Below are 22,179 nucleotides of genomic sequence, written 5' to 3'. Positions count from 1 at the left end.
TGATCGCGATGCGCCTGGTCGACTACCTCGACAAGGGGGCCACCCTCGGCCCCGCGGCGCCGTGCCTGACGATGGACGGCGCCTCGCTGAGCTACGCGTCCGTCCAGGAGCTGTCCTGGCGGATCGCACGGGCACTGGCCGGCTCCGGCGTCCGGCCGGGCGAAAAGGTCGCCATCCTCTCCGCCAACGACCCCACCGCGTTCGCGTGCGTCTTCGGCGTTTCGCGCGCGGGCGCGGTGTGGTGCCCGGTCAACCCGCGCAACGCCGCCGGGGAGAACCGGGACCTCCTGGACCTCTTCGACTGCACCTGCCTGATCTACCAGTCGTCGTTCGCGCCGCTGGTCGAGCAGCTCCGGCCGGACCTGCCGAAGCTGAAGACGGCGGTCTGCCTCGACGACGGCTCGTTCGAGGACTGGCTCGGCGACGCCGCGCCGTGGGAAGCGCCGCCGGTGGACGACGTCGTGATGGTCGTCGGCACCGGCGGCACCACCGGCCGGCCCAAGGGCGTCGTGCTGACCGGGCACAACATCGAGACGATGACCGCGCTGACGCTGATGAGCTACCCCTTCCGCGGCCGGCCGCGGTACCTGGCACTGGCGCCGCTCACGCACGCGGCGGGCGTGCTGTGCTTCCCGGTGCTCGCGCTGGGCGGCGAGGTCGTCGTGATGCCGGCCCCGGACCTGACGGCGTTCCTCGGCCTTGTCGAGGAACGCGGGATCACGCACACGTTCCTGCCGCCGACGTTGATCTACCTGCTCCTGGACAACGCCGCGCTCGACACGACGGACCTCTCGTCGCTGCAGTGCCTCTGGTACGGCGCGGCGCCGATGTCGACCGCGCGGCTGCGGGAGGCGATCGAGCGGATCGGGCCGGTGCTGGGCCAGCTGTTCGGGCAGTCCGAGGCCCCGATGATGATCTCCACGCTGGCGCCGGCGGACCACCTGCACCCGGACGGGACGCTCGCCGTGGAACGGTTCGCCTCGGCGGGCAAGCCGACACCGCTCACTCAGGTGTCCATAGTGGACAGTAACGGACGCGCCCTGCCGCCGGGCGAACGCGGCGAGATCGTCGTGCGCGGACCGCTCGTGATGGCCGGGTACTACAAGGATCCCGAAGCCACGGCCAAGGCGTCGGCGGGCGGCTGGCACCACACCGGCGACATCGGCTACCTCGACGAGGACAACTACCTCTACATCGTGGACCGCTTGAAGGACATGATCATCAGCGGCGGGTTCAACGTCTACTCCGCCGAAGTCGAGCAGGCGCTGCTGAGCCACCCCGCGGTCCGCGACTGCGCCGTCGTCGGGCTGCCGCACGAGAAGTGGGGCGAGCAGGTCACCGCCGTGGTGCAGGTCCACGCGGGCCGCGACGTGACCGCCGACGAGCTGCGGGCGTTCGCGAAGGGGCTGCTCGGGAGCGTCAAGGCGCCCAAGGAGGTGCTCGTCTGGCCGGACCTGCCGCGGTCCAAGGTCGGCAAGGTGCTGAAGGTGGAGATCAAGCAGCAGCTGCTTGCCACCGGCGCAGCTTCTCCGGGTTCCGCACCGCCCACACGCGCCTGATCGAGTCCCCGGCGATGTCGAACGCGATGACGGCCACGACCACGCCGTCCTGGCTCGCGACCAGGCCCGGCCGCCCGTTGACCGTGCGCTCGGCGAGCGTCATCGCGGAAACGCGGGCCGCGAGCCCCACAGCGTAACCCGCGATCCGCTCGCGGCCTTCGACCGGGCGCAGGACGGCGGCGGCCAGGCCACCGCCGTCGGCCGTCAAGGTCGCTTCGGGGTCGAGGAGACCGATCAGGCCGTCGATGTCCTTGGCCTCCCACGCCGCTTTGAACGCCCGCACGACACCGGCCCGCGCCGGCGCCGGCTCCCGGACCACCCGGACCCGGCGCCGCGCGGCCGAGGCGAGCTGGCGGCAGGCGGGCGCCGACCGGTCGAGGACCGCCGCGACCTCGGCGAACGGGTAGCCGAACACGTCGTGCAGCACGAACGCCACCCGCTCGGCCGGGGTCATCGCGTCCAGCACGACGAGGAACGCGATGGTCACCGACTCGGCCAGCGCGACGCGGTCGGCGGGATCGGCGAGCGGGTCTTCGGGCACCGGCTCGGGGAGCCACTCCCCGACGTACCGCTCGCGCCGGACCCGCGCCGAACCGAGCAGGTCCAAGCAGAGGCGGGCGGCGACCGTCGTGAGCCACGCGCCGGGCGACTCGATCGCCTCGCGCTGCGACGCGGACAGCGCGTACCACCGCGCGAAGGCCTCTTGGACGACGTCTTCGGCGTCGCTCAGCGAGCCCAGCAGCCGGTAGGCGAGGCCGGTCAGCTGCCGGCGCTCGTGCACGATCGCGGTGGTCACGCTCATCCGACGAGTTCCGGCGCCCGGTTGTGACGCACGCACCGGCCCCGCAGCACGACCGCCACCGGGGCGGCGAGCTGCCCGAGGTCTTCCCGTGGATCCCGGGCGTAGACGACGGCGTCGGCCGGGGCACCGGGCTCCAGGCCGCGCAGGCCCAGGTACTCGCGCGCGCTCCAGGACGCCGCCGCCAGCGCGTCGTGCGGCCGGACGCCCGCGGCGGCCAGCGCGCGGACCTCCGCGAGGATCCCGCCGTGCGGCAAGGAATCCGTGCCAGCCAGCACGCGCACCCCGGCTTCCGCCGCGGCCGCCGTCAGCGTGGCGTGGCCGCGCGCGCCGGAGAGGTACCAGCTCCGCTTCGGACCGTCCGGCCACCCTTCCGCGCGCGCCCGGCCCGCGGTGATCACCGACAACGTCGGCGTCAGCGCCGTGCCGTGCGCGGCCATCCGCGCCAGCAGGTCCGGGTCGAGGCACATGCCGTGCTCCAGGGAGTCGACGCCCGCCGCGACCGCCGCCGCGCCGCCTTCCGGGTGCTGGCTGTGCACCGCGACCCGGCCGCCGACGGCGTGCACCTCGCGCACGACGGCCGCCAGCACGTCGGCGGGGACCGCGGAATCGCCGACGCGCCAGTCCGCGACGATCTTCGCCCACCCGGTCCGCGCGGCCTGCGCCGCCGCCAGCGCGGGCAGCTCGGCGTGGTCCGCGCGGCGGCCCCAGCCGTCGAAGAACTGGCCGTGCTGCGCCAGCCACGGGCCGGCGTGCCGGGCCCGCGGCACGTCGGGGTCCTCGCCGAACCACGGCGGCGGCTCGCCCGGCAGTCCCGGCGAGCGGATCAGCGTGACCCCGGCGTCGACGTGCTGGTGCAGCTGCTCCCGGAGCACGTCGCCGTCCATCGGCTGCCCCGGCTCGGTCGCGCCGGGGTGGGTGTGCGCGTCGACCAGGCCGGGCACCAGCCAGCCCTCGGCGACGAGCGTCGCGCCCGGGACCGGGTCGGTGGTCCAGCGGTCGCCGTCGGCGTACAGGTCGGCGTACTCGCCGTGCGGCAGGGCGTACCCCCGGATGCGGACGATCACCACACCGAACGTACCCGCGTACGCAGCCGGTCGTAGCCGCAAGAGCCGTACGTCGGCGGACGACCGCGGCGGCCGGGATGCCGACGATTGAGGGCGTCGAAAAGGAGGCGTCCATGAGGCTCAAAAGCCAGGCTCGCAAGTGGTGGCTGGTCGGACACATCGTCTCGGCGGGACTGTGGATCGGGATCGACGCCGTGCTCGGCATCCTGGTCTGCACCGCGCTGCTCACCGACGACCCCGCCGTCCGCGCCACCGGCCTGGAGGCACTCGGGCTGTTCGCCGTGTGGCCGATGTTCACCGCAGCGCTCCTCACCCTCACCACCGGGGCCGTGCTCGGCCTCGGGTCGAAGTACGGCCTGGTCCGCTACTGGTGGGTGGCCGTGAAGCTCGCCGTCAACGTCCTGATGGCGCTGCTGATCCTCTTCGCGCTGCGCCCCGGGATCGACGTCGCCACCGAGCAGCCGGAAGGCCTGCTCTACCCCGTGGTCGTCGCCCCGGCCCTGTTGCTGTTCGCCAGCGTCCTCGCGGTCTTCAAGCCGTGGGGCCGCGTCCGGAAGGAGTCCCGTGACCCAGCCAGTGGAAACGACCGCGCTGACGAAGCGCTACGGACCGGCCGCCGCGGTCGAGGACCTGAACCTCTCGGTGCCCGCCGGTGAGGTGTACGGCTTCCTCGGCCCCAACGGCGCCGGCAAGACGACGACGTTGCGGATGCTGCTCGGCCTGATCCGGCCGACCTCCGGGAGCGTCCGCGTGCTCGGCGCCGAACCCGGCCCGAGCAGCCTCACCCGCGTCGGCGCGCTCATCGAAGGCCCCGCGTTCTACCCGTACCTCTCCGGCCGGGCGAACCTGCGGATCCTCGCCGACCACGCCGGCGTGCGGCGGACCCGCGTCGACGCCGTGCTCGACGTCGTCAGCCTGACCGATCGCGCCAAGGACCGGTATTCGACGTACTCGCTCGGCATGAAGCAGCGGCTCGGCCTCGCCGCGGCGCTTCTGAAGGACCCCGAGCTGGTCGTCCTCGACGAGCCGACCAACGGCCTCGACCCGGCCGGCATGGCCGACATGCGGGTCACCCTGCGCAAGCTCGCCGCGGACGGCTGCACCGTGCTGCTGTCCAGCCACCTGCTGGCCGAGGTCGAGCAGATCTGCGACCGCGTCGGCGTGCTCGACCACGGGCGGCTCGTCACCGAGACCACCGTGGCGGACCTGCGGGCGGGCGGCGCGCTGCGCGTCGTCGCGGAACCCCTCGAGCAGGCCCGCGACCACCTGCGCCGGCACTACGGCGGCGTCCGCGTCGACGGCCCGGCGCTCGAACTCGACGTCGAGCCCGCGGAAGCCGGGCGCGTGAACGCCGGGCTGGTCGGCGCCGGGTGCGTCGTCACCGAGCTGCGCTGGCGCGAACCCGACCTGGAACAGACCTTCCTCGCCCTGACCGGAGGTACCCCCGATGCTGCGTGACATCCGAGCCGAGCTGCTCAAGCAGTCCCGCCGCCCGGCGAGCTGGCTGCTGCTCGCCGTCGCCGTCGTGCTGACCCTGACCTTCGGCTACGCCATCCCGTACGCCGGCCTGAGCGGGACGACGTCCGGGCCGCCCGGCTCGAACCGCGGGCTCGCCGCGATGCTGCCGGACGCGTTCGTCGGCAGCGCACTGGGCGGGCTGCCGATCTTCGTCGGCGCCCTCGCGCTGATCTTCGGCGTGCTGGTGGCCGGCAGCGAATACGGCTACGGGACCTGGAAGACCGTGCTGGTGCAGCACCCCTCGCGGATCGCGGTCTACAGCGCGAAGCTGGTCACCGTCGCGCTCGCCGCGCTGGCCGTCGTGCTCGCGCTGTTCGCGGCGGCGGCGGGCGCGAGCGCGCTCGTCGCGGCCCTGCAGGACCAGCCGCCGACCTGGCCGCCGGTCGCCGACGTCGTGCGCGGCCTCGGCGCGGGCTGGCTGGTCACCACGATGTGGGGCGCGCTCGGCGTGCTCCTCGCGATCGGCCTGCGCTCGGTCGCGCTGCCGATCGGGCTCGGCCTGGTGTGGCTGCTCGCCGTGCAGAACTTGCTGGCGTCCATCGCCGCGCCGCTGCTGGACTGGGTCGCGCAGCTGCAGAAGGGACTGCCGGGACCGAACGCGGGCGCGCTGGCCGCGGCGTTCGGGGCGAGCGCGCCGGGGGTCGAGCGGATCGTCGGCTCCGGGCAGGCCGCCCTCGTGCTGGCCGGGTACGTGGTCGTCTTCGGCGTCCTCGGCGGCTGGCTGCTGCACCGGCGTGACATCACCTGAACGGCCGGTGCGGTGCGCTTGTGCCCGGTCACACCCGGTGTAGTGTTTGCCGGTCCGACCGGCGGCCGCGACCACGTGAGGTGCCATGACAGTGCGGCGGTACCCGGTCGCGATCGTGCTCGTCGTCCTCACCGCGACGCTGGTCGTGGTCAACGGCTTCGCGTTCTGGGGCGACACCTTCGCGCTGTGGGTCGACGACGCCATGCAGCTGAGCGCCGGGGTCGGCGCGGTCGTCTGCGGCGTCGTCGCCGCCCGGCGGGCACGCGGGCACCAGCGCTGGTGGCGGGTCCTGGTGGCGGTCGGCATGGCGGGCTGGTCGCTCGGGCAGTGCGTCTGGTCGTGGTACCAGCTGGTCGACGGACGCGGGCTGCCGTCGCCGTCGCTGGCCGACGTCGGCTACCTGAGCTTCCCGGTGTTCGCGCTCGCCGCCTTGGTCACGCTGGCCAGGGCGCGCGTGCGGCCGGACCGCGAACGCTGGCAGCCCGCGCAGTGGACGGCGCACTTCGGCGTCGCGGTGGTGCTCGACGGCCTGATCGTCACCGGCTCGCTGTTCATCCTCACCTGGACCGCGGCGCTCGGGCAGCTCGTCCGCGCCACCGCACCGGACAAGCTGACCTGGTCCGTGGCGATCTCCTACCCGCTGTCGGACCTGGTGATCGTGGTCGTCGCGGTGCTGCTGGTGGTGTTCGACCGGGTGGACCGGCCCTACCGGGCGAACCTGCTGCTGGCCGCGGTCGGGATCGTCGCGCTGGCCGCGTCCGACAGCGTGTTCGCCTACCTCGTCAGCATCGGCGCGGAGAGCATGAAGCCGTGGTCGGACGGCGGGTTCGTGCTCGGTCCCCTGTTCATCGCCTTCGCGCTGCTGGCCACGCCCGGCACCCGGCGGCGCGACGACGCGAACCAGCCGGTCGGGATCGACTGGTGGCAGCTGGCGCTGCCGTACGTGCCGGTCACCGCGGTCGCGCTGCTGATCACCGTGCAGGTGGTGGCGGGCGCCGGCCCGGACGCCGTCGAGGTGTACGTCGGCGTGCTCGTGGTGTTCCTGGTGCTCGCCCGGCAGCTGCTTTCCCTGCTGGACAACAGGTTGCTGCTGCGCCGGGTGTACGAAGGCCGGCAGCAGCTGACCCACCAGGCCTACCACGACCCGCTGACCGGCCTGGCCAACCGCGCGCTGTTCGCCGACCGGCTGGACCGCGCGGTGGAGAGCGGGCCCCGGCCGCTGGTGCTCATCTTCGTCGACCTCGACGACTTCAAGGAGGTCAACGACCGCTTCGGGCACGCGGGCGGCGACGTCCTGCTGCACGCCGTCGCCCAGCGGCTGCTGAGCTGCGTCCGCGCGGGCGACACGGTGGCGCGCCTGGGCGGCGACGAGTTCGCGATCCTCCTGGAGGGCGAGGTGGACGCCCCGCAGGCGGTCGCCGACCGGATCCAGGGCGCGCTGCGGCGGCCGTTCGCGGTGCACGGCACGCTGGTCCCGGTGCGGGCGAGCATGGGACTGGTGGTGCCGGACCCGGCCGAACCGCTGGTCACGTCGGACGTGCTGCTCGGCCGCGCCGACACGTCGATGTACGCGGGCAAGCGCCTCGGCAAGGACACGACGGTGGTCTACCGCCCCACCGACGACGGCCCGCCCGACTTCCCGGCGGCCCTGCGCCGCGCGGCCGGCGGCATCCCGGAGGGCTTCGGCCTGGTGTTCCAGCCGATCGTCCGGCTGCCGGACGCGACCCCGGTGGCGGTCGAGGCGCTGGCCCGCTGGACCACGCGCGACGGCACGTCGGTGTCGCCGGAGACGTTCGTCCGCGCGGCCGAAGGGGCCGGCCTCGGCGCGGAGCTGGACGCGCTGGTGCTGGACCTGGCCTGCCGCGAGATCACCGCGGCCGGCGTGGACCTGACGGTGCACGTGAACGTGTGCGCCAGCCGCCTCGGCGCCGAGGCGCTGGAGGAGAGCGTCAGCGCGAGCCTCGCCCGCTACGGCCTGCCGGCGGACCGCCTCGTCGTCGAGATCACCGAGACGGTCCCGGTCCCGGACCTCGCCGCGGGCGCCGCCGCGATCCGCCGCCTGCAGACCCTCGGCGTCCGGGTGGCGCTGGACGACTTCGGCGCGGGGTACAGCTCGCTGACCGTGCTGCACGCCCTGCCGGTCGACCTGATCAAGCTGGACCGGGCCCTGACGACCGGCATCCAGCCCGACCGCGACGCGGCGCTGTGCCGGTCGCTGGTCGGGCTGTGCCGCGACCTCGAGGTGGCGGTGGTCGCGGAGGGCATCGAGACGGCCGAGCAGGCGGAGCTGGTCACGAAGGCCGGCTGCCCGGCCGCACAGGGCTACCGGTTCGGCCACCCGGCCCCGCTGTCCTCGCTCCGCCTGTCGGCCGCCCCGCTGCGCCGCTGACTGCCGGCTGACGTCGCGCCGGGTGGGCCCGCGGTGTCTTGAATGAGTCATTCAGGACCTCCGAAGACCTGAATGACTCATTCAAGACCTCGGCGAAGCCGCCGCCGAGCCCGCCTCAGCCTGCCGTCACCCCGGGCGGCAGCACCCCGAAGATCGTCGCCGTCGAGCCCGCGCCCCGCCGGTTGATCGGGCCGCCCGCCAGCACCCACGCGCCCGTCGTCGGCAGCTCCTTCAGGTTCGCCAGGATCTCCAGGCTGATCCGGTGCCGCCGGTAGACCAGCTTCGACACCGTGTACGTCTCGTCGGTGCCGACGTCCGGGCTGAACGTGTCGGTCCCGGTGCCGCCACGGCGGCCGAGCCGTCCCGTGTCGATCAGCCACTTGACCGCGGGGATCGAAAACCCGGGCTGGTGCAGCACGCCGTTCGCGTCGGTGTTCGGGAAGGCGGGGGTGCCCCACTTGGCGTCCCAGCCGGTCCACAGCACGACGACGCTCTCGTCGGGGATGCGGCCGTAGCGCCGTTCCCACGCCTTCAGGTCGTCGATCGTCACCGCGTAGTCCGGGTCGTGGGCCGCCTTGGCCCGTACGTCGATCTTCACAGCGGGCCGGAACAGATCGGCCGGGTCCATTTCGTCGGCCAGCGGCTCGCCGGTGTTGAAGTGGCCGGGCGCGCCCCAGTGCGTGCCGGTGTGCTCGCCTTCGCGGACGAACTGCAGGTAGTAGCCGTCGTCGGGGATGGTGGCGATGGTTTCCAGCTCGAAGGCCGGGTCGCCGGGGAAGACGTTGGTCGTCGCCGGGTCGTTGACGTGCGACAGGTTGACCAGGTTCAGCTGGTCGAGCCGCACCGGCGGGGTCGCCGCCTCGGCCGTCCGCCCGGACAGCGCGGCGCCGAACACCCCGGCCAGCCCCGCGGCCAGCACCCTGCGTCTCATCGGCATGGGGATCACCTTTCCCACCAGTGCCGCCCGTGCGGCGGCTCGCACGGTCCTATCACCCAGGCTCGGCGCAGCCAAGGAGTTGCGCGAGGATGGACGCCATGGACGACACCGAAGACCGCGCCGACGACGGCATCCTCGACCCCGAGGACACATTGGACGACCGCGACGAACTGGCGGAGGGTTATTCCCCACCGGAACGCGCGCAGGCGACCGAAGGCTGGGGCACCACCGCCCGTGAGACGGCGGAGGGCGAAAGCTGGGAAGCGCGCCTGGCGCGCGAAGTCCCGGACCTCTCGTCCGAAGCGGACGGAGACGGCCTCGGCGACAGCGAAGACACCGACGGCGAACTGGTGGACGACGAGGTCGGCGACGTCCGGGCGGGCCGCCTGGTGGCCGCGGACGAAGGCTTCGGCGAGGACAGCGACGAGGAGCTGTACGCCTCGGACGCGGGCATCGACGGCGGCGCGGCCTCGGCGGAGGAAGCCGCGGTCCACGTGATCGACCCGTCGCGCCGCTGGTGAAGTGACGGAACGGACCCCGGGTTCGAGGGTGCCCGGGCCCGCTCCGCCGGACGCCGGATCGACGGCGGCCGGTGGAGTAGCCGGCCACCACGGGGAAAGGCGATCCGGCCCGCGGCCGTGGCGGGGAACCACGAACCGCCCCCTCGACGGTTCGTGCCGGCGCCACCGACCCGTGCCACGGTGCCGGACGGGCCTTGCGCGAACCTTTCCCGGCCCTTTCCGGGTCGGTTACAGTGGGCGCCCGAGCGAGCACGGGGAGGGCGATCGGTGCGGTTCTGGCTGCTGGGCGAGCTCGACGTCCGCGCCGGCGACCGGGTCGTGGAGATCCGGCGGCCCCGCCTCCAGGGTTTGCTCACCGCGCTGCTGACCGACCTGAACAAGGTGGTGCCCGCCGACGTCCTCGCCGAACGGGTCTGGGGCGAGCGGCTGCCCGCCCATCCGCGCAATGCCTTGTACAGCTACGTTTCCCGGCTGCGCACGGCGCTCGGCGCGGCGCTCATCACCCAGCGCTCCGGCGGCTACCTGCTGACGGCGGATCCGGAAACCGTCGACCTGCACGTCTTCCAGCGGCTGCTCGGCGAGGCGGGGACGACCGACGACGACGAGACGAAGGCGGCGTTGCTGACGCGGGCGCTGGGCCTCTGGCGCGGCGACCCCTTCGGCAGCCTCGACACGCCGTGGTTCGTGAACCAGCGCGAGGCACTGGCGAGCCGCCGCCTCAGTGCGCAGCTGGATCTCGCCGACCTCCGGTTGCGCGGCAACCGGCCCGGCGAACTCGTGCCCGAGCTGACCGCGCTGGCCGAAGCCCACCCGCTGGACGAGCGCGTCCGCGGGCAGCTGGTGCTCGCGCTGCACCGCGCCGGCCGCCGAGGCGACGCCCTGCGCGAGTACGACCGCATCCGCCGTCTGCTGGCCGAAGAGCTCGGCACCGACCCCGGTGCGCAGCTGCGGCAGGTGCACGACCGCGTCCTGCGCGGCGAACCCGGCGCCTCGAGGCCGGTCCCGCACCAGCTGCCGGCGGCCCCGGCGGCGTTCGTCGGCCGCGCCGCCCTGCTGGCGGAGCTCGACCGGGCGACGGAAACCGCGGGCCCGGTGGTGATCTCGGCGATCGGCGGCGCGGGCGGGATCGGGAAGACGTGGCTGGCGCTGCACTGGGCCGCCGGGAAGCTCGACGACTTCCCGGACGGGCAGCTGTACGTGAACCTCCGCGGCTTCGACCCGGTCGCCGAGCCGATGCCGGTTTCCGTTGCGGTGCGCGGGTTCCTGCACGCCCTGGGCGTGGACGGCACCGCGGTGCCACCGAACCCGGACGCCCAGCTCGCGCTGTACCGCAGCCTGCTCGCGGGAAAGCGCGTTCTCGTCGTGCTCGACAACGCCGCCGACAGCGCGCAGGCCGCCCCGCTGCTGCCCGGCAGCCCCACCTGCCGCGTGCTGGTGACCAGCCGGAACCGGCTCGGCGGGCTCGTCGCGGCGCACGGCGCCCGGCCGGTCCCCCTGGACGTGCTGCCCGCGCGCGAGGCGCGCGAACTGCTCGACCGGCAGATCGGCCGCGAGCGGCTCGACGACGAAACGGCGGCCGAGCTGATCCGCCTCTGCGCCGGGCTCCCGCTCGCGCTCGGCATCGTCGCGGCCCGCGCGGTCACTTCACCGGAGCTGCCGCCGTCGTCGCTGGCCGAGGAACTGCGCGACCAGGCGGCGCGGTTGGACGGCCTGGACGCGGGCGACGCCGGGCTGAGCCTGCGAACGGTGTTCTCCTGGTCCCTGCGCCACCTCACCGACGAGGCTTCGGCGTTGTTCGGCCTGCTGGCCGCCGCTCCCGGCCCCGACATCGGCCTCCCCGCCGCGGCGGCCCTGGCGGGCCGTCCCCTCCCAGCGACGCGGAAGGTGTTGCGCACCCTCGAAAACGCGCACCTGCTGACGAGGACGGCGAGCGGCCGCTACCGGATGCACGACCTCGTCCGGCTCTACGCGGCCGAGCGGTCGGAACCCGTCCGCGAAGAAGCCCTGCGGCGGGTCACCGACTTCTACCTCCAGACGTCCTGGCACGGCCACCTCGCGATCGAGCCGCTCCAGACGCCGATCACGCTAGAGCCGCCGTTGCCGGGCGTCGAAGCACAGCGGTTCGACGGCCAGTCCGAAGCGGTGCGGTGGTTCGCCGCCGAGCACGCGTGCCTGACCGCGACGACCGAACTGGCAGCCGAGCGCGGCTGGCACGCCCAGGTCTGGCAGCTGGCCTGGCTGCTCAACGAATTCCGCGCCCGCCAAGGACAACTGCGCGAACGCGAGGCCGCAGGGCGCCTCGCCCTCGCGGCGGCGGCGCAGCTCGGCGACGTCACCGCGCAGCTGATCGCGTACCGGATCCACGCCAGCGCCAGCATCTTCGCGGGCAAGCCCGAAGTGGCGCTCGAGTGCCTGCCGCGCGCACTGGCACTGGCCGAGCGCGCAGGCGACCGGCTCCAGCAGGCCCACCTGCACTACGTCCTGGCCGGCGCGTGGGAGTACCACGCCCAGGACTACCGCGCCGAACTGGAGCAGTGCCAACGCATCTTCGAGCTGATCGAGCCGGACGACGCACCCCGCCTCTACATCAGGGCCCTCGACCTGGTCGGCTTCTGCCACCTCCAGTGGAGCGACTGGCCGGAGGCCCGCCACTGGCTCGACCGGGCCGCAGCGACCGCCCGCAAGTACGGCGACCCGGACGGCGAAGCGCACGCCCTCGGCAACCTGGGCTTCGTCGCCCTGCGCAGCGGCGACTGGCCCGAGGCCGTCGCGAACCTGGAGCGGGCGGTCGACATCCTGACGACGATCGGCAACGAGCGCCACGCGACGTTCTTCCTGGTGGGCCTCGGCGACAGCTACCGCATCGTGGGCCGCGAGGACGACGCGCGACGGGTGCTCCACGACGCGCTCGACCGCTACCGGGTCCATCCGGAAGGCGCACAGTTGAAGGAAGTCGAGGCTTGTTTCCTGGCTCTTGGGGGTTGATCTTTTAGCACCCGTTCGTGTGATGAACAGGTGTTCGTATAGCCGGTAGTCTTGGTGTGTGGACAGAGAAGCGGTGTGGCAAGCGGACGCGGTGGCCTTGGCCGACCGTGTTGTTTCGCTGCTCACTGTGGTGCGGTCTGCTGAGGCGGAAATCGGTGCGTTGCTGGTGGAAATCGAATCCCGCGGCGTCCAGGAACTCTTCGGATACCGCACCACCGCACGCCTGTACGAACACCTCGCCGACGTCCCGCATGCCGCCGCCAGACGCACCGTCGCCCGCGCCCAGGCCCTCTACTCCTCCGACGCCACCCCCGCCCTCGCTCCCGCCACCGGCGCCGCTGCCGTGACCGGCTCGTTGAGCACTCCAATGATCGACACCATCATCGACGCCGTCTCCCGGATCCCCGCGACCCATCGCGACACCGCCGAGGCCGATCTTCTGACTTTCGCCGCCGAGGGCGGTCACAAGCAAGTCGCCGCCCTGGGCGCCCGGATCTTGGCTCACCTCGATCCCGACGGCGTTGAACCCGACGACACCGAACCCGCCACCCCCACCCGGGAACTGTCGCTGCGCCGCAAACGCACCGGAACCTGGGAACTGTCCGGCCGCTTCGACGACGAAACCGGCACCCGCGCCAGCGCCCTGCTCGACGCACTGGCCGAACGCCGCGGCGCCGACGACCTCCGCTCCCCACAAGAACGCTACGGCGACGCCTTCTCCGATGCGGTCGACCTGGCGTTGAACTCCCCGGAGCTGCCCACCCAAGCTGGGGAACGCGCCCACGTCATGGTCGCGGTCTCCCTGTCCGACCTGAAATCCGGCCTCGGCCACGCCACCCTCGGCGACACCGGCCTGATCACAGCCGCCGAAGCCCGCCTCCACGCCTGCGACTGCAAACTGATCCCCGCCGTCCTCGGCACCCACAGCGAACCCCTCGACTTAGGTCGTGCCCGCCGCCTGATCAGCCCCGGCTTGCGCCGCGCGTTGTTCCTGCGCGACCGCGGCTGCGCCTTCCCCGGTTGCCACCGCCCACCGCGGCATTGCCAGGGCCACCACATCCGCCACTGGGCCGAGGGCGGTCCCACTGACCTGGCCAACCTGGTCCTGCTCTGCGGCCACCACCACCGGCTCCTGCACCGCTCCGGCTGGCAAGTCCGCATCGCCACCGACGGCCACCCCGAATTCCTGCCACCACGGTTCCTGGACAAACGCCGAAAACCCCGGCGCAACAACATCCACCAACCCCTGCCCTTCGCAGCCTGAACACGGGACAGGCCCGCAGCCACCGGCTACGGGCCTACACCCACGCGCCCAATCCGCCCGCCCACGCTCCAGCCCCCTCCAGTCCTGGCTCTGCGTGGCCTTCCGTCGTCTACCGCCGATTGCCGGTGCCTCAGCTGGCCCGCACGCCCACGCTCCAGCCGCCTCCTGCCCCGCGGCTTTACGCGCCCACGCGCCCGATCCAGCCGCCCACGCTCCAGTCGCCTCCCGCCCCGAGGCTTTTGCGCGCCCCGCGCGTCATCACTGCCCATCCACGTCCCGAAAGCCCCTCGCCGCAGGGCTTCGCGTGCCGCTCGGACACCACTGCCGCCCACGGTCACCATCGCCCCCCTCCCACTCCCCGGCCGCCACTCGCTCAGGCTCAACGCCGCGTCCCTCGAACGGCAAAGAAACGACGGCCACCACCCACCTCGCCGCTCGAGGACAACCCCGTCCGCATCAGCTCAACGCGCGGAAAGCCACCGACCTCACCGAAATCCCGGCCCACCGGCCCGAAAACGCGCACCCAGCCGAGGAACGACGGTCACCGCCAGCAGACAACACGCCAAGCACGTCACCCCAAGAAACCCGCTAAACCCGGTTGTACTCCCGCACCGCATCGAGGTACTCCGAAATAGCATCCCGGTTCCGCAGCAGGCATTCCGCCCGCCGAGCCATCCGATCCCGCTCCGCCTCCAACGTAGCCAGCATCTCCGGCGTCGCATCCGGAAAATAAATCGCCCGAGGCTTGTCCAGACACGGCAGGATCTGCTTGATGATCCGCGTCGGCAACCCAGCATCAAGCAGCCCGCGAACCTGCAGCACCCGATCGACCGTAGGCTCGTCGTAATCCCGATACCCATTGGCCCCGCGCGAAGCGACGATCAACCCCTGCTCCTCGTAGTACCGGAGCAGCCTGCGCGCGGTTCCGGTCCGTTCCGCCAGCTCGCCGATGCGCATGTGTGCCACCTCACGTAGACCTTCACACGTATGTGAGGGTTTCAGCATAACCGCATGACGATCTCCAGTACCCGGACCGCGACGCCCGCCCTGCTCGCCTTGACCACCGCCGCGTTCGTCACCGTGCTCACCGAGGCGTTGCCCGCTGGGGTCCTGCCCGGGATGAGCGCCGGGCTCGGGGTGAGCGTGGCCGCCGCCGGGCAGGCTGTGACGGTTTACGCGCTCGGGACCGCGCTCACCGCCGTTCCGCTCGCCGCCGCGACCGCGGCCTGGTCGCGCAAACGCTTGCTGCTGGCCGGGGTGGCCGGGTTCGCCGTGGCCAACACCGTGACGACGCTGTCCGCGGACTACGTGCTCACGATGGTCGCGCGGTTCGTCGCCGGGATCGCCGCCGGCGTCGTCTGGGCCTTGCTCGCCGGGTATGCGCGCCGGCTCGTGCCGGATGCTCCCGGCAAGGCGATCGCGGTGGTGATGGCGGGTATTCCGCTGGCGCTGTCGCTGGGGATTCCGGCCGGGACGTTCCTCGGCGAGCTGCTCGGCTGGCGCTGGGCGTTCGGGGTCATGTCGGCGATCGCGGCCGTCTTGCTGGCCTGGATCGCCGCGCGGGTTCCGGACCAGCCGGGGCAGGCGGGCGGGCGGATTCCGGTGCGGCGCACGCTGAGCGTGCCGGGGGTGGTGCCGGTGCTGGCCGTGACGCTCGTCTTCGTCCTCGCGCACACCGTGCTCTACACCTACATCGCGACCTTCCTCGCCCACGCCGGGCTCGGTGGCTCGGTCGACGTCGTGCTGCTGGTGTTCGGCGTCGCCTCGATGGTGGGCATCGGGGTCGTCGGCGCGGTGATCGACCGGGCGCCGCGGGCGCTGATGGTGGTCAGCACGGTCCTCGTCGCGGTGGCCGCGGCGGTGCTGGCGGTGTTCGCGGGCAGCCCGGTGCTGGTCTACGCCGCCGTCGCGGTGTGGGGACTCGGCTGGGGCGGGGTTCCGACGTTGCTGCAGACAGCCGCCGGTACCGCGGGCGGTGAGGCGGCGGACAACGCGCAGGCCATGCTCGTCACGCTCTGGAACGCGGCGATGGCCGCGGGCGGGGCGGCCGGCGGCGTCCTGCTCGACGCCGCCGGGCCGTCGTCGTTCCCCTGGACGCTCCTGCTGCTCCTGCTGCCGGTGCTGGCCGTGGTGCTCGGCGCGCGGCGGCACGGGTTTCCATCGTCCTGAGTGGACGAAGGGCCCGGGCGCGCTCACGCCCGGGCCCTCCAGCTTCTAGCAGCGGCCCGCGATGGCCCGCAGCAGTTCCGCGTTCGCGGTGTCGCCGGACAGCTCCCAGGCGAACACGCCGCCGAGCCCCTGCGACTTCGCGTACCCCGCCTTGGCCGAGGCCGTTTCGGGCGTGTCGTAGCTCCACCACTGCGAGCCGCACTTCGCGTACGCCGTGCCGGCGACCTTGCCGTTCGCGGGACAGGTCGTCTTGAGGACCTTGTAGTCCTCGACGCCCGCTTCGTACGTGCCCGGCGCCGGGCCGGTCGCGGTGCCGCCGGGCTGCTTCTGCGTGACGCCGTCCCAGCCGCGGCCGTAGAAACCGAGGCCGAGCAGCATCTTCGACGACGGGACGCCCTGGTGGCGCAGCTTCTGGATGGCCGCGTCGGCGTAGTACCCGGCGTGCGGGATGCCCGGGTAGGACCGCAGCGGCGAGTGCGGCGCGGTGGGCCCGGTCGGCTGGCCGCCCGCGACGAAGTAGTCGTAGGTCATCACGTTGTACCAGTCGAGGTACCGGCTCGCGCTGCCGTAGTCGGTGGCGTCGATCTTGCCGTTCTTCGAGCCGTCCGCGGTGATGGCGGCGGTGACGAGCTGCTTGTGCCCGAACTTCGCGCGCAGCGCCTTGACCAGTTCGGTGAACGCCTTCGGCCCGCTGGTGTCGCAGGTGTCGCCGCAGGCGTTGGGGTACTCCCAGTCGATGTCGATCCCGTCGAAGACGCCCGCCCAGCGCGGGTCGTTGACGAGGTGGTAGCAGGATTCGGCGAACGCGGCCGGGTTCTTCGCCGCTTCGCCGAAGCCGGCCGACCAGGTCCAGCCGCCGAAGGACCACAGCACCTTCAGCTTCGGGTGCAGCTTCTTCAGCTCGAGGATCTGGTTGAAGCTGCCGTGCAACGGGCCGCTGTCCGCCTGGCCGCTCACGCTCGTGGCGGCGTCGTAGGGCATGTCGTGGTCGGCCCACGGGTCGCCGACGGCGCAGCCACCGCCGGTGACGTTGCCGAAGGCGTAGTTGATGTGGGTCAGCTTCGCGGCCGAACCGGACGTCTCGATGTCCTTGACGTGGTAGTTGCGCGCGTAGACGTCCCAGTCGGCGAAGTAGGCCATCACCTTGCCCGAGGCCGGCCCGGCCTCGGCGGGCGGCGCGACGACGGTGGCGCCGGCGAGGGCCAGCGCGGCGGCGGCGATGCTCTTTTTCATCCGGTGCACGAAAATCTCCTTCGGCGAACCGCCCGTTCGGGTCCGAGGAGGCTAACAGGTCCAGACCACTGCGGACCAGAGCTAAACGTTGGGGTCAAAGGGTTTCCCGGTACCCCCGCAGCCGGGTGCGGATTCACGGCGTGCGATGATCGGCGGATGACCGAGTTCGGCTGCGCGCGCTGCTCGGGCGCCGACGCCCTCACCGCGCTGGCGTTCTGCACGACTCGCTTGCGCGAGACCCACCGGTTGGTCGAACGTTCGCATTTCGGCGTTTCCCTGCGCGAATGCCCGGAATGCGGCCAGGCTTTCGCCGCGATCTTCACGGAATTCGTCGACTGGAAGGGCGGGGAGGACGCGCAGTACTTCGACTTCGTGCCGCTCACCGCCACCGAGGTGACCTCGTTGGCGGCGCAGGGATCCCGCGTCGACCTCGCGGAGCTCGGCGCGCTCGGCAGCGTCCGGCGGCGGCTTTCCTCGAGCTGGCCGACCGGCGAGGAGAAGCGGATCGGCTGGCGGACGGACTCCCTTTCGGTGCGCGAAGGCTACTGAGCCAGCCGGAGGATCGCGGCGGCCGAACGGTCGACGTCGGCTTCGGTCGTGGACCAGTTGGAGACCGAGATCCGCAGGTAGCGGCGGCCGCGCCAGGTCGTGCCGCCGAGCCAGCAGGTGCCGTCCTCCTGCACCTTGCGGACGAGTTCGTCCGTTCCGTCCCCGAAGGACACCAGAACCTGGTTGAGCACGACGTCGTTGGCGATTTCGGCGCCGCCGTCGGCGAGCCGCGCGGCGAACCGGCGCGCGAGCCGGCAGCAGCGGTCGACGAGCTCGGCGACGCCGTCGCGGCCCAGTTCGCGCAGTGCCGCCCAGACCGCGAAGCCGCGCGCGCGGCGCGAGGATTCCAAGGTCAGGTCGCCCAGGCCGGCGAGTTCACCCGCACCGGCCAGGTAGGCGGCGCGATAGGCGATCGCCTCGGCGTGGACGTCCGGCCGGGCGCAGAAGACGAAGCCCGAGTCGTACGGGACGTTCAGCCACTTGTGGCCGTCGCAGGCCCAGGAGTCGGCGAGCTCGACGCCGTCGAGCAGCGGCGCCGTGGCCGGGTTCGCCGCGGCCCACAGCCCGAAGGCGCCGTCGACGTGCACCCAGGCCCGGTGGGCGTGCGCGGCTTCGCAGGCGGCGCGCAGGTCGTCGCAGGCACCGGTGTTGACGTTGCCCGCCTGGAGGCAGACGATCACCGGCCCGCTCCCGGCGTCGAGTGCCCGCCGGAGGTCGGCGACATCGATGGCACCCTGACCGCCGGCGGCCACCGGCTCGATCGCGCCGGTGCCGAAGCCGAGCAGCCGCAGCGCGCGGTCGATGGTGGCGTGCCGTTCTTCGCTCGCGACGATCCGGACCCGCGGCGCACCGGCGAGCCCATCGCGTTCGACGTCCCACCCGGCTCGGCGAGGACGTGGTGCCGCGCGGCGGCGAGCCCGACGGTGTTCGCCCCCTGGCCGCCGGTGACGAACCCGGCGGACGCGGTGGCCGGGATGCCGAGCAGCTCCTTGAGCCAGCGCCCCGCGGTGTCCTCCGCGGCGGCCGCGGCCGGGGAGAGCACGGCGTTGAAGCCGTTCTGGTCCCACCCGGCGGCGAGGACGTCGGCCGCGGTGGCGGCGGGCAGGGCACCCCCGATGACGAACCCGAAGAACCGCGGCCCGGCGGTGGCGACGAGCCCGGAGCCGCCGGCGCGCGCGAGCTCTTCGAGCACTTCGGACGGCGGCGTCGGACCGGCCGGCAGGGGACCGCCGAAGTCCGGCGGCGCCGCGGCGGTCGCGACCGGACGGTCCGGCAGGCTCGACCGGTAGTCGGCGGCCAGCTCGGCGGCACGGATCAGGAGGGCACGCGTCTCGTCCACGCGCCGACTCTAGGCCGGGCGGACCGCACCGCCCCGATCATCGACACCAAACTGTTCACCTTCTGAGCACTTTGCCGTGGGAACAATCCCGGCCGTCCCGGCGTAACGTCCTGTTATGGAGATCCCGCTGAAGACCGACCGGCTCGTGATCCGGGACTGGACGGTCGACGACGCCGAAGCCGCGTTCGCCGTCTACGGCGCGGAGGACGTCACGCACTGGCTCACCCCGGCGATGGACCGCGTCGGTGACCTCGGCGCCATGCGCGCCGTGCTGAACGCCTGGCAAGAGACCCAGCCGAACCTCGTCCCGCCGCGCGGGCGGTGGGCCGTCGAACGCCGGGAGGACGGGAAGGTCATCGGCGGCCTCGGCATCCGGCTGCTGCCGCCGTTCGAAGAGGACCTCGAACTCAGCTGGCAGCTCTCCCCCGAGGTCTGGGGCCAGGGCTACGCGTCGGAGGCCGCCACCGCGCTCATCAAGTGGGCCTTCACCCAGGACACCGACGAGCTGTTCGCCGTCGCGCGGCCGAACAACACGCGCGCGATCGCCGTCGCGAAGCGGCTCGGCATGCAGTGGGTCGGCGAGACCGAGAAGTACTACAACCTGCGGCTGCAGGTCTACCGGGTCCGGCCCACCGACCTCATCGGCTGACCGGCTCCAGCAGGAAGACACGGATTTCGCGGTGCTCGGCCCGCACGGCGTACCGGTCGTACGCGGGCCAGTACGCGGCGACGGCGTCCCACATCTCCTGGCGCTCGTCGCCGGCCAGGAGGCGGCCGGTGACCTCCTCGGTCCGCCCGTGCCGGGTGACGGTGGCCGCCGGGTGCGCGAGGAGGTTGGCCGACCAGGCCGGGTGCGTCTCGCCGCCCCAGTTCGAGCCGATCACGACGTAGCCGCCGGCACGCTCGACGTACAGCAGCGGCACCTGCCGCGGCTCGCCGCTGCGGCGGCCGGTGGTCGTGAGCAGCAACGTCCGCAGCCCGACCGCCGCGCCGACGCCGACCCGACCGCCGCTGATCCGCAGCAGCACCCGGTCGGCCGGCACGAGCGCCCGGCCCACGGCGGCGAACGCCTTGCTCTTGCCCAACCCCGCGAACACCCCGCGCAAACCAGCCACGGTCGAACCTTAGGTCACCACGGTGACGGCGCCGGCGGCGCCACGACCGGCGGACGGTCGTCGCAGGTGATCGTGTTCGGCAGCAGCCACGGCGCGAGCCAGCCGCCGTCGTTGCCGCCCAGGTCGGTCAGCGAGAACTCCGAACCCGTCGGCGGGAAGCCGAACGACCCGCAGTTGTTGACGCCCACCGCGCCGACGTTGCGCGCGTCGACGTTCCGGAACGACGCCGACCCCGCCGAGCGGGCGCTGAGCACCGAGGTCCCGGCGCCGTCGACGCGCAGGTCCGCGAACTCGAGCCCGGTGATCTTGTACTTGTCCTTCACCGGGAAGTCGCTGACCAGCATGATCGCGTTGTAGGTGCTGTCGAGGAAGTGGTCGCCGGTCACCTCGACGTCGGCGGCGATGTCCTTCTCCAGCGCGTAGAACCAGAGCGCGCCCAGCCCGATCTTCCAGTTCAGCTCGAACGTCCCGGCCCGGACGGTCGTGTTGTCCGTGATCCGCAGCGACCCGCCGAACGCCTCGGCGCCGAACCGCGAACCCACCTGGATGGCGCTGCCCTCGCGGATCGGGTCCGCCACCAGGTTGCCCGAGACCGTGTTGTCGACGCCGCCGTACAGCGCGATCCCGTTGGCCAGCACCGGCGTCTGGATCGTGTTGTGGTCGAACGTGTTCCGCGCGTCCTGGCTCTTCTCCGACCACATCGCCAGGCCGTCGTCGCCGGTGTTGCGGACGAAGTTGTTCGCCACCACCGAATCCGTGACTCCCGTGTGGAAGTTCAGCCCGTCGGCGATCTGGTCGGCGATGACGTTGTTCGTGACGCGCGTGTTCCGCATCGGCCCGTCGAACCAGAGGCCGACCTTCGTGTGGTGGAGGTACAACGAGTCCACAGTGGAGTCGCTGAGCGCGCCGCCGATCGCGTTGACCTGGTCGGTGTCGACGCGTTCCCGGACGTCGCCTTCGATCGCGAAGCCCGACAGGTGGACGTCGTGACTGCCCCCGGCAGCGGCTTCTTCGCCGTAGACGCCGACGCCGTGCCCCTTGAGGGTCGTGTACCAGCTGCCGGCACCTTCGATCGTGACGTCGTCGACGATGACGTGCCGGTTGACCTGGTACGTCCCGGGCGGCAGGTACACCTTCGAGTGCGCGCGCCGCGCGAAGGCGATGGCGCGGTCGAGGGCGTCGGCCGAGTCGCGGCGGCCGGTCGGGTCCGCGCCGAAGAGAAGTGCGTTGGCCGCGAACGGAACCACGCGCGGCGGCGCCACCTGCTCGGAGTCGAGCAGGTCGACGACCGTCCACGCGGCACCGGCCGACGCGGTCAGGCGCACCTTGTCCCCCGCCCGGTACGACCGGCCGAGCAGGAGCCGCTGCTCGTCGTAGAAGTGGCTGGGGCGGAACGGTTTCGCGATCGACGGCGCCGGCGTGGTCGCCGCGGGCACGCACCCGCACTCGGTGATCCACCAGTCCGGGTGCAGCAGGTCGGCGTCCGGGTCGTTGCTGAACGGGTATTGGTTGTACAGCCAGGAATACTGCGAAGTCAGCGTCATCCGCTGCCGGTGACCGCCGTTCACGGTGACGTCGAGGGGCGCGGTGATCCCGCCGCCGCGCGGGGCGTCGGGGATGCTGTAGCGGACGGTGATCGCGTTGGCCGCGGCGGGCAACGTGAACTCGACGTACTGCCCCGGCGCCAGGCGGACGGCGCGCCGTCCGGAAGCCTCCGAAGGCAGCGTGTACGCGGTGCGGTCGGGGCCGATCACGACGCCGTCGGTGCGCGCGTTCTCCGCCTCCTGTTCCAGGAAGCCGACGGCGGCGCCGCGCCCGGCGACCAGCGCGGGATCGAGCGCGGCCCGCGTCACGACCGGCCGGCCGGCGGCAGCCGCCGGTGCCGCCACCGAGACGAGCGCGGTGACCGCGACGAGCACGGCTCCGAAGGTGCGTCGCGACATCCAGGGCCTCGTTTCGCCGGAGGGACTGCGGCGGAAGATTAGGC

General features: G+C 72.6%; 18 protein-coding genes and 1 pseudogene. 11 read left to right on the top strand and 8 right to left on the bottom strand.

Annotation, left to right across the window (positions count from 1 at the left end; all coding sequences use genetic code 11):
- Positions 1 to 8 precede the first annotated feature (8 nt).
- Positions 9 to 1,559: an acyl-CoA synthetase gene (locus EIY87_RS30145; RefSeq protein WP_125313207.1), complete on the top strand. Its 1,551-nt coding sequence runs from the start codon at positions 9 to 11 to the stop codon at positions 1,557 to 1,559.
- Here the strand turns inward: EIY87_RS30145 and sigJ are convergent.
- Positions 1,495 to 2,361 (bottom strand): RNA polymerase sigma factor SigJ, encoded by an 867-nt coding sequence (sigJ, locus tag EIY87_RS30140; protein WP_125313206.1) that lies wholly within the window; start codon positions 2,359 to 2,361, stop codon positions 1,495 to 1,497. The genes EIY87_RS30145 and sigJ overlap by 65 nt on opposite strands.
- Positions 2,358 to 3,425 (bottom strand): amidohydrolase family protein, encoded by a 1,068-nt coding sequence (locus EIY87_RS30135; RefSeq protein WP_191984303.1) that lies wholly within the window; start codon positions 3,423 to 3,425, stop codon positions 2,358 to 2,360. Before EIY87_RS30135 ends, sigJ begins: the two co-directional genes overlap by 4 nt.
- Before the next feature lie 113 nt (positions 3,426 to 3,538).
- Here EIY87_RS30135 and EIY87_RS30130 point away from each other — a divergent pair, with 113 nt between their 5' ends.
- The 4 genes from EIY87_RS30130 to EIY87_RS30115 all read left to right on the top strand — a co-directional run bounded on the left by EIY87_RS30130 (position 3,539) and on the right by EIY87_RS30115 (position 8,080).
- Positions 3,539 to 4,081, top strand: a complete 543-nt coding sequence (locus tag EIY87_RS30130) for a hypothetical protein (protein WP_125313204.1) — start codon at positions 3,539 to 3,541, stop codon at positions 4,079 to 4,081.
- A complete protein-coding gene (locus EIY87_RS30125) occupies positions 3,990 to 4,883 on the top strand; it encodes an ABC transporter ATP-binding protein (protein ID WP_125313203.1) in 894 nt (297 codons plus the stop codon). Before EIY87_RS30130 ends, EIY87_RS30125 begins: the two co-directional genes overlap by 92 nt.
- Entirely contained in the window at positions 4,873 to 5,691 is an 819-nt protein-coding gene (locus EIY87_RS30120) for an ABC transporter permease (protein ID WP_125313202.1), read from the top strand. Before EIY87_RS30125 ends, EIY87_RS30120 begins: the two co-directional genes overlap by 11 nt.
- An 85-nt stretch (positions 5,692 to 5,776) precedes the next feature.
- Positions 5,777 to 8,080, top strand: a complete 2,304-nt coding sequence (locus tag EIY87_RS30115; protein WP_125313201.1) for a putative bifunctional diguanylate cyclase/phosphodiesterase — start codon at positions 5,777 to 5,779, stop codon at positions 8,078 to 8,080.
- Between the two features lie 115 nt (positions 8,081 to 8,195).
- Here EIY87_RS30115 and EIY87_RS30110 read toward each other — a convergent pair whose 3' ends face one another.
- Complete coding sequence (locus tag EIY87_RS30110; RefSeq protein ID WP_125313200.1) at positions 8,196 to 9,017, bottom strand: cyclase family protein; 822 nt, start codon at positions 9,015 to 9,017, stop codon at positions 8,196 to 8,198.
- A gap of 98 nt (positions 9,018 to 9,115) precedes the next feature.
- Between EIY87_RS30110 and EIY87_RS30105 the strand changes: the two genes are divergently transcribed.
- From EIY87_RS30105 to EIY87_RS30095, 3 genes are all read left to right on the top strand, one after another.
- The gene (locus EIY87_RS30105) at positions 9,116 to 9,538 is read left to right on the top strand and encodes a DUF5709 domain-containing protein (RefSeq protein ID WP_404800114.1); all 423 of its coding nucleotides are present in this window, start codon (positions 9,116 to 9,118) and stop codon (positions 9,536 to 9,538) included.
- A gap of 267 nt (positions 9,539 to 9,805) precedes the next feature.
- Positions 9,806 to 12,523, top strand: coding sequence for an AfsR/SARP family transcriptional regulator (locus tag EIY87_RS30100; RefSeq protein WP_125313198.1), 2,718 nt, complete (start codon positions 9,806 to 9,808; stop codon positions 12,521 to 12,523).
- Between the two features lie 91 nt (positions 12,524 to 12,614).
- A complete protein-coding gene (locus EIY87_RS30095) occupies positions 12,615 to 13,787 on the top strand; it encodes an HNH endonuclease signature motif containing protein (RefSeq protein WP_404800107.1) in 1,173 nt (390 codons plus the stop codon).
- 588 nt (positions 13,788 to 14,375) lie between these two features.
- On the opposite strand, the gene EIY87_RS30090 is transcribed toward EIY87_RS30095, so the two are convergent.
- Positions 14,376 to 14,744 (bottom strand): MerR family transcriptional regulator, encoded by a 369-nt coding sequence (locus EIY87_RS30090; RefSeq protein WP_125313196.1) that lies wholly within the window; start codon positions 14,742 to 14,744, stop codon positions 14,376 to 14,378.
- A gap of 54 nt (positions 14,745 to 14,798) precedes the next feature.
- Between EIY87_RS30090 and EIY87_RS30085 the strand changes: the two genes are divergently transcribed.
- Complete coding sequence (locus EIY87_RS30085) at positions 14,799 to 15,956, top strand: MFS transporter (RefSeq protein WP_125313195.1); 1,158 nt, start codon at positions 14,799 to 14,801, stop codon at positions 15,954 to 15,956.
- 45 nt (positions 15,957 to 16,001) lie between these two features.
- On the opposite strand, the gene EIY87_RS30080 is transcribed toward EIY87_RS30085, so the two are convergent.
- Positions 16,002 to 17,189, bottom strand: a complete 1,188-nt coding sequence (locus EIY87_RS30080) for a glycoside hydrolase family 18 protein (protein ID WP_191984338.1) — start codon at positions 17,187 to 17,189, stop codon at positions 16,002 to 16,004.
- A 156-nt stretch (positions 17,190 to 17,345) separates the two neighbouring features.
- Between EIY87_RS30080 and EIY87_RS30075 the strand changes: the two genes are divergently transcribed.
- A complete protein-coding gene (locus tag EIY87_RS30075) occupies positions 17,346 to 17,738 on the top strand; it encodes a hypothetical protein (RefSeq protein ID WP_125313193.1) in 393 nt (130 codons plus the stop codon).
- Here the strand turns inward: EIY87_RS30075 and EIY87_RS30070 are convergent.
- Positions 17,732 to 19,077 (bottom strand): annotated as a pseudogene (locus tag EIY87_RS30070) (pyridoxal phosphate-dependent decarboxylase family protein). The gene EIY87_RS30075 and the pseudogene EIY87_RS30070 sit on opposite strands and share 7 nt — an antisense overlap.
- Before the next feature lie 115 nt (positions 19,078 to 19,192).
- On the opposite strand from EIY87_RS30070, the gene EIY87_RS30065 reads away from it, so the two are divergent.
- Positions 19,193 to 19,726 carry a GNAT family N-acetyltransferase gene (locus tag EIY87_RS30065; protein ID WP_125313192.1) on the top strand — a complete coding sequence of 178 codons (534 nt, stop codon included), beginning with the start codon at positions 19,193 to 19,195 and terminating at the stop codon, positions 19,724 to 19,726.
- Here EIY87_RS30065 and EIY87_RS30060 read toward each other — a convergent pair.
- A complete protein-coding gene (locus tag EIY87_RS30060) occupies positions 19,716 to 20,183 on the bottom strand; it encodes a nitroreductase family deazaflavin-dependent oxidoreductase (protein ID WP_191984336.1) in 468 nt (155 codons plus the stop codon). The two genes, EIY87_RS30065 and EIY87_RS30060, sit on opposite strands and share 11 nt — an antisense overlap.
- Positions 20,184 to 20,206: 23 nt before the next feature.
- A complete protein-coding gene (locus tag EIY87_RS30055) occupies positions 20,207 to 22,135 on the bottom strand; it encodes a glycosyl hydrolase family 28-related protein (RefSeq protein ID WP_191984302.1) in 1,929 nt (642 codons plus the stop codon).
- Positions 22,136 to 22,179: the final 44 nt, after the last annotated feature.

Source organism: Amycolatopsis eburnea (assembly GCF_003937945.1).
Lineage (GTDB): Bacteria > Actinomycetota > Actinomycetes > Mycobacteriales > Pseudonocardiaceae > Amycolatopsis > Amycolatopsis eburnea.
The sequence above is the reverse complement of the archived record's forward strand: the minus strand, read 5'-3'. Positions and strand labels throughout refer to the sequence as shown.